Source organism: Empedobacter sp. GD03739, assembly GCF_029843245.1.
Lineage (GTDB): Bacteria > Bacteroidota > Bacteroidia > Flavobacteriales > Weeksellaceae > Empedobacter > Empedobacter falsenii_B.
Map to the genome: position 1 here is coordinate 1 of NZ_JAOCHX010000080.1, position 5,942 is coordinate 5,942.

4 protein-coding genes and 1 pseudogene are annotated in these 5,942 nt (G+C 30.0%); 1 reads left to right on the forward strand and 4 read right to left on the reverse strand.

All coding sequences use genetic code 11. The features are described 5' to 3' along the window. A pseudogene (locus N5E64_RS15265) lies at window positions 1-332 on the forward strand (protein-tyrosine-phosphatase); the annotation flags it as partial. A 6-nt stretch (window positions 333-338) separates the two neighbouring features. On the opposite strand, the gene N5E64_RS15270 reads toward N5E64_RS15265, so the two are convergent. Genes N5E64_RS15270 through nhaA form a run of 4 tightly spaced genes read right to left on the reverse strand, consistent with a single transcriptional unit; the run spans window position 339 to window position 5,267 of the window. Continuing rightward, window positions 339-1,616 carry a DUF389 domain-containing protein gene (locus N5E64_RS15270; RefSeq protein ID WP_280038250.1) on the reverse strand — a complete coding sequence of 426 codons (1,278 nt, stop codon included), beginning with the start codon at window positions 1,614-1,616 and terminating at the stop codon, window positions 339-341. A 47-nt stretch (window positions 1,617-1,663) separates the two neighbouring features. Beyond that, a complete protein-coding gene (locus N5E64_RS15275) occupies window positions 1,664-2,353 on the reverse strand; it encodes a TrkA family potassium uptake protein (RefSeq protein WP_280038251.1) in 690 nt (229 codons plus the stop codon). A gap of 5 nt (window positions 2,354-2,358) precedes the next feature. Continuing rightward, entirely contained in the window at window positions 2,359-4,095 is a 1,737-nt protein-coding gene (locus tag N5E64_RS15280; RefSeq protein ID WP_280038252.1) for a TrkH family potassium uptake protein, read from the reverse strand. 8 nt (window positions 4,096-4,103) lie between these two features. Beyond that, window positions 4,104-5,267 carry a Na+/H+ antiporter NhaA gene (nhaA, locus tag N5E64_RS15285; RefSeq protein WP_280038253.1) on the reverse strand — a complete coding sequence of 388 codons (1,164 nt, stop codon included), beginning with the start codon at window positions 5,265-5,267 and terminating at the stop codon, window positions 4,104-4,106. Window positions 5,268-5,942 lie beyond the last annotated feature (675 nt).

Sequence of the window (5,942 nt, forward strand, 5' to 3'; positions counted from 1 at the left end):
TAAGCAATCAAGGCTTTCAAATCTTTAAAATTGCAGATAGTAATAATCCTATTTATGCCATAAAATTTGATGAAAATTGTTTACCAATTATAGGATTTTCTAAGAAGTATGATGATGCATACAATCCAATTTCAAACTTTGTAGCTATTCTTACTTGCTCCCAAGCAGATGATGGTTGTCCTTTCATTGCAGGTGCAGAAAAGCGAATCCCAATAACTTACGAAGATCCTAAAATATCGGATGGTACTACCAATCAAACAGAAGTTTACCAACAACGAAGTATCGAAATAGCAACCGAAATGATGTATGTCTTTTCTCAAATAATTAAATAAATAGTATTACATTTTCTGAATGATTATATTTTTAGTTGCATACTTTGTTTCTATCCATTGTTGCAATTTATTTTCATCAATTAACTTTTCTGATTGGTAAAGAATTATTTTATTATTTGATATACTATCTGAATATTGATTGAGTGTACCAAAGTAAATTTGACTAATATCTGGAAATAAAATTTTTATTTCTTTCTCCAGTATGCTATCTCCAAATGTTTTAGCTTTTAGCAATTCGTTAAGTTGCTGTATTTTCAAATCCTTTTCTGTTATATCACTTTGGTTTTTATTGAGTTCACTTAAAATTTCTTGTTTTAAATCTGCGTTATTTTGTCGAACAGTAAACGTTGTATTATTAATACCATAATCTTCCAATTTGGTATTATATCGTGCTATTTCTAAGCTATCTAATTGTTGAGACAAGAAAGCAAGTTCTATTTTTTTAGGCTTACTTCTGAAATTGACATTTTTATAAATTACGGTATGCCCATTATTTAAAAATTCATTTTGAATAAACGTTTCTACATTCTGCGTAAATTTCTTTTCTTGAAGCAAGTTATACGCTAAGTAAAAACTTGGTATAATCAGTAAGCTCATGACTACTGAAATGCTTATTCTAACTTTTTTATCCAATGAAGGATTTTGAGTTTGTACTGGTTTATATTTTAAATATTTTAAAACAATAAACGTAGACAACGCAATGAAAAAACAATTGATACTATACAAATATAAAGCTCCAACTAAAAATTTAAAATTTAGTGTAGCCAATCCAAAACCTGCTGTACATAATGGTGGCATCAAAGCAGTAGCAATAGCTACACCTGGTATAGGATTCCCTTTTTCTACACGTGTTATGGATACTGCACCAACGATTCCACCAAAAAATGCGATAAGCACATCATATATAGTGGGTGATGTTCTGGCAAGTAATTCGGATTGTACATCTTTAAATGGACTTAGATAAAAATATATACAGGATACGATAAGTCCAGCTATTGTAGCAATAAATAAGTTTTTGGCTGATCGCTTAAGTAAAGAAAAATCATACGTAGCTAATGCAAAACCAGAACCGACTATTGGACCCATTAATGGTGATATTAACATAGCTCCTATAATGACTGCTGTGGAATTTACATTTAATCCTATAGATGCAATTAATATCGCACAAGCTAAAATCCATAGATTAGCTCCTTTAAATGATATATTGCTTTGTACGTCTTCTTTAACTTTATTCTTATCTTCTTCTCCACTTTGTAGATTAAATAATTGATAGATCTTGTTCATTGTGTTTCACATAAGTATTAAAATTATTTATCAATTCTATTTTCTGATTAGTAATATTTTCGCATAAATTTATAAATATCATTATTTGATCCATAAATTACTAAAACATCATCACGTTCAAGTACTGTTGTTGACGATGGAAATCCTTGTACCTGTGGTACTATTTTAAATTGACCTAAAAAACTTGTTTCTTGTTTATTTTTAATAACAGTCATTACCAATATATTGTATTTCTTTTTAAATTGAATCTCATCAAAACTTAATCCTACAAGTTCTTTGGGTACTATAACTTCTATGATACTATATTCCTTATTAAGTTCAAAAGAATCTATAATTCCTTTTGTATTTAGTTTTTTAGTCCAACGTTCGGCAGATTCCTCTTCAGGTCTTATAATTTGATCTACACCTATGGCATGTAATACATTTTCGTGGACATTATTTATTGATCGACTTATTAAACGATTAACTTTTCTATTTTTAAAATTAGCTGTCGCCATAATATTAGAGCCTTCATTTTCACCTATAGTAATTAACACCATATCAGTGTTATTCAAAGGTAATTTATTAAGTGCAACTTCATCGGTTGCATCCAAACAAATAGTATGTGACAATTTATCTTTATACGATTCTACACGTTCCATATTGGTATCAACTCCAATCACCTCATGCCCCAAAGCTGTCATTTTAGTACCTAATGATGCTCCGAAATTCCCTAATCCAATGATAATTAATTTCATGTATTTTATATTAAAATATCCCCCGTAGGATATGAATAACGAGAAGATATGGTTTTCTTAAAAAATGCTGTTAAAATGGTGATCATAGAAACTCGTCCTATAAACATAATTATAATTAATACTATCTTACTAGGATCGCTCAATAATGGAGTAGTATTTAATGATAATCCAACTGTTGAATAGGCAGAAAATACTTCGAATGCTATGTCTATTAATGGTAATTGATAATCAAACTTTGAAATTAAAAATACTCCAATTCCTATAACTAGAAAAGACAATGTTATTGTTGCAAATGCCTTTTGCACTATAGAATCACTGATTTTTCGGTTATATATTTCAATGTTTTGTTTCCCCCTTGCGATATTAATAAAATTTAAAATAGCAATGGCAAAGGTACTTGTTTTTATCCCACCACCTGTAGAGGTAGGTGAGGCACCAATCCACATCAAGAGTAATATCATGATAATTGTAGAGAATTGCAATTGCGAAAAATCTATCGTATTAAACCCAGCAGTTCGTGTGGTCATACTAATGAATGTAGCAGATACAAATTTGCCTATTCCTGTATGATTATTAAGCGTATAATAAAATTCTTCAAAATATATAATAATCGTAGAAATGAAAAGAATAATCAATGAAGTCATTAAATTTACTTTTGAACTTAATGAAAATACCCAACTTTTTTGTTCTTTACGATTATGAAATATACTTGCTATAGTTTTGGTAATAAAATAAGAAAAATAGCGAAGTATATTTACTAAAATAGGAAACCCTATTCCTCCTAAAAATATAAGTAATATTACAACTATTTGCAATGGATAATTATAAATAGTTACTTCATGCATCAATCCATTTGGTAAAGTAGAAAAACCAGCATTACAAAACGCCGATATAGAATGAAATAAAGAATGAAAAGCCTTGTCTAAAAAGCTAATCTCTAATTGATCTAAAGATAAATATATACAAACCGCACCTATCAATTCTATACTGAATGTTAGATAAATTATACGTTTAATAAAAGAAAACACCTCGCTAAAGGCATCATTATTTGAAATATTTCCTAAAGTAATTTGATATTCAAAAGAACTATTTCCCTTAAAAAAATATGCGATATAAGCTGCAAATGTTAAAATCCCTAAACCACCTAATTGAATGAGTAGTAATAAAATAAATTGACCAAATGTAGTAAAAACCTGAGAAACATCCATAACACTTAAACCTGTAACACATACAGCACTAGTTGAGGTAAATAATGCATCCAAAAAAGTTATTGAGGTTTTAGTTGCTTTAGGCAATAATAACAAACAAGCTCCTAATATTATTAATCCAATAAAACTTATTATAAAAAGTTGGGGTGGTGTTATGTAACTTCTTTTAAATGTAAAATTTGGTGTAGCAAATTCGCGTAATAGTTTTAAGATTATTGCAAATAAGATATACTTACTAACAAAATGTATAGAGTATTCGGTAAATTGTATATATATACAATACGTAATAAATAAAACACTTAATAGATCGAAAATTAAAACTCTTGCTATGATTTTATCTTTGATATAAAAGTATTTAACAACTGTTTTAATAATTCCCAAAAATAAAATAGTAGCAAAAAATAAATTAACATATGGATGATAATGTTTAGGAAAACCAAATCCTAACATAGCAATGATGGTTACAATTGCAACAATAAAACTCCATTTAGTTAGCAGATTAAAAATTCTAGAACAAAAAAAGCGTGTAAGCATCGTTAATTTTATTTATTACTTTTTCTCAAAATTATGTAACCTAATATTCCAGAAATTATTGATGCTAACAAGACTGACAATTTTGCTTCTTCAATTAAAACTGTATCCGTAAAAGATAAGTTTGAAATAAATATAGACATAGTAAATCCAATACCAGCTAATAAACCTAAACCTATTATATGTTTAAAATTACTTCCTTCAGGTAACTGACCTATTCCAAATTTGTAGCAGAGAAAAGTACTCATTACAATTCCTAGTGGTTTACCAAGTATTAAGCCCATTCCAATACCCAATCCTAATGGAGCAGTTAATCCTTCTAGCATTTCATTTACAATAGTTATATTAGTATTTGCAAAAGCAAAAATAGGTATGATTAGGAAATTGACAGGCTTTACTAAAGCATGCTCTAATCGTTCTAGCGGTGATTCTTCATCAGTATCATTTGTCGGTAAAGTCATAGCTACTAATACACCCGCTATAGTAGCATGTATTCCAGAATGATGTACAAAATACCAAATAAATAAACCTGGAATAAGATAAAGATATGAATTTTTAACATTAAGTCTATTCATTACAACTAAAATAGCCAAACCTACACCCGCGTATAATAAATAATGCACATCTATACCTGAAGAATAAAATAATGCAATGACTAGAATCGCAATTAAATCATCTACAATTGCTAAAGCAGCTAAAAATATCTTTAAACTAAATGGTATACGCTTATCTAATAATGATATTACAGCTAATGCAAAAGCAATATCTGTTGCCATAGGAATTCCCCATCCACTTGCGGTATCTAGACCTTTATTAAACAATACATATATCAGCGCAGGTACAATAGCTCCACCAACTGCTGCCAAAATTGGTAAAACAGCTTTTTTAGGGGATGATAATTCTCCTTCTACTATTTCACGTTTGATTTCCAAGCCTACAAGTAAGAAAAATATAGCCATTAACCCATCATTAATCCACATACTTGTGCTATATTTTAAATGAATCCAATTATTTTCTATACCAAATTCATAGGTTAGCAAATTCTTAAGCGTATCACTAAAAGGAGAATTAGCTATTACTAAGGCTATAATAACACATAAAAAAAGGAGGAATCCTCCAAAATTACTCGATTTTACAAACTCTTTAAATACCTTTAAATTAATCAAATTAGACATACATAATAATGTTGAATGAATTCGCAAGATATAAAATTACACCTTCTTATCCCAAGAAATCGGCTTTTAAGTTACGACTAAATTGAAGGTTTCTCCATTCTAATCTATGGTACTGCCGCCATTTTATACTGTCATATTTTTTGCAATGTTCATTCGTCGGCTTTATTGCACATTGCTTAGTTTCGTTCCTTACTAAGCAAAGAGCAAGCCTCCTCATTTCACAAGCAAAAAAACGCTACACTCCAACTACCATCAAAGCTTGTCCTGAGCCTGCCGAAGGGTTCGCTTATGCCAGTACTAAAATTGGCGTAAGCTAAGTTACATAACGTGGCATTATAGTCCCTATCGGGCTAACGGGGTCAAGCCCCCTATAATAACGTTATGTAAAATAGCCAGTACCATAGGCGTTCGTGATAATTTGAACGTTTCTGCATTTAAGAAAAGCCGTTTTATTTCCACAACTCCCCACCACCCTTATCAATGGTCAGAAAAAAAATAAACTATAATTTATAGTTGTGTCGGCTATTGTCGGATGCTACTTCATTACATTACATAGCACCCACATCGCCTAAATGGTGCTACAAGAGTAGTTCAGCCTTTCATTCAAATTGCTTAAAATTTAGTGGTCGCAGGCATATGGATATCCTAACGAAAGTTCCAGAGTAAGAAAAGGTT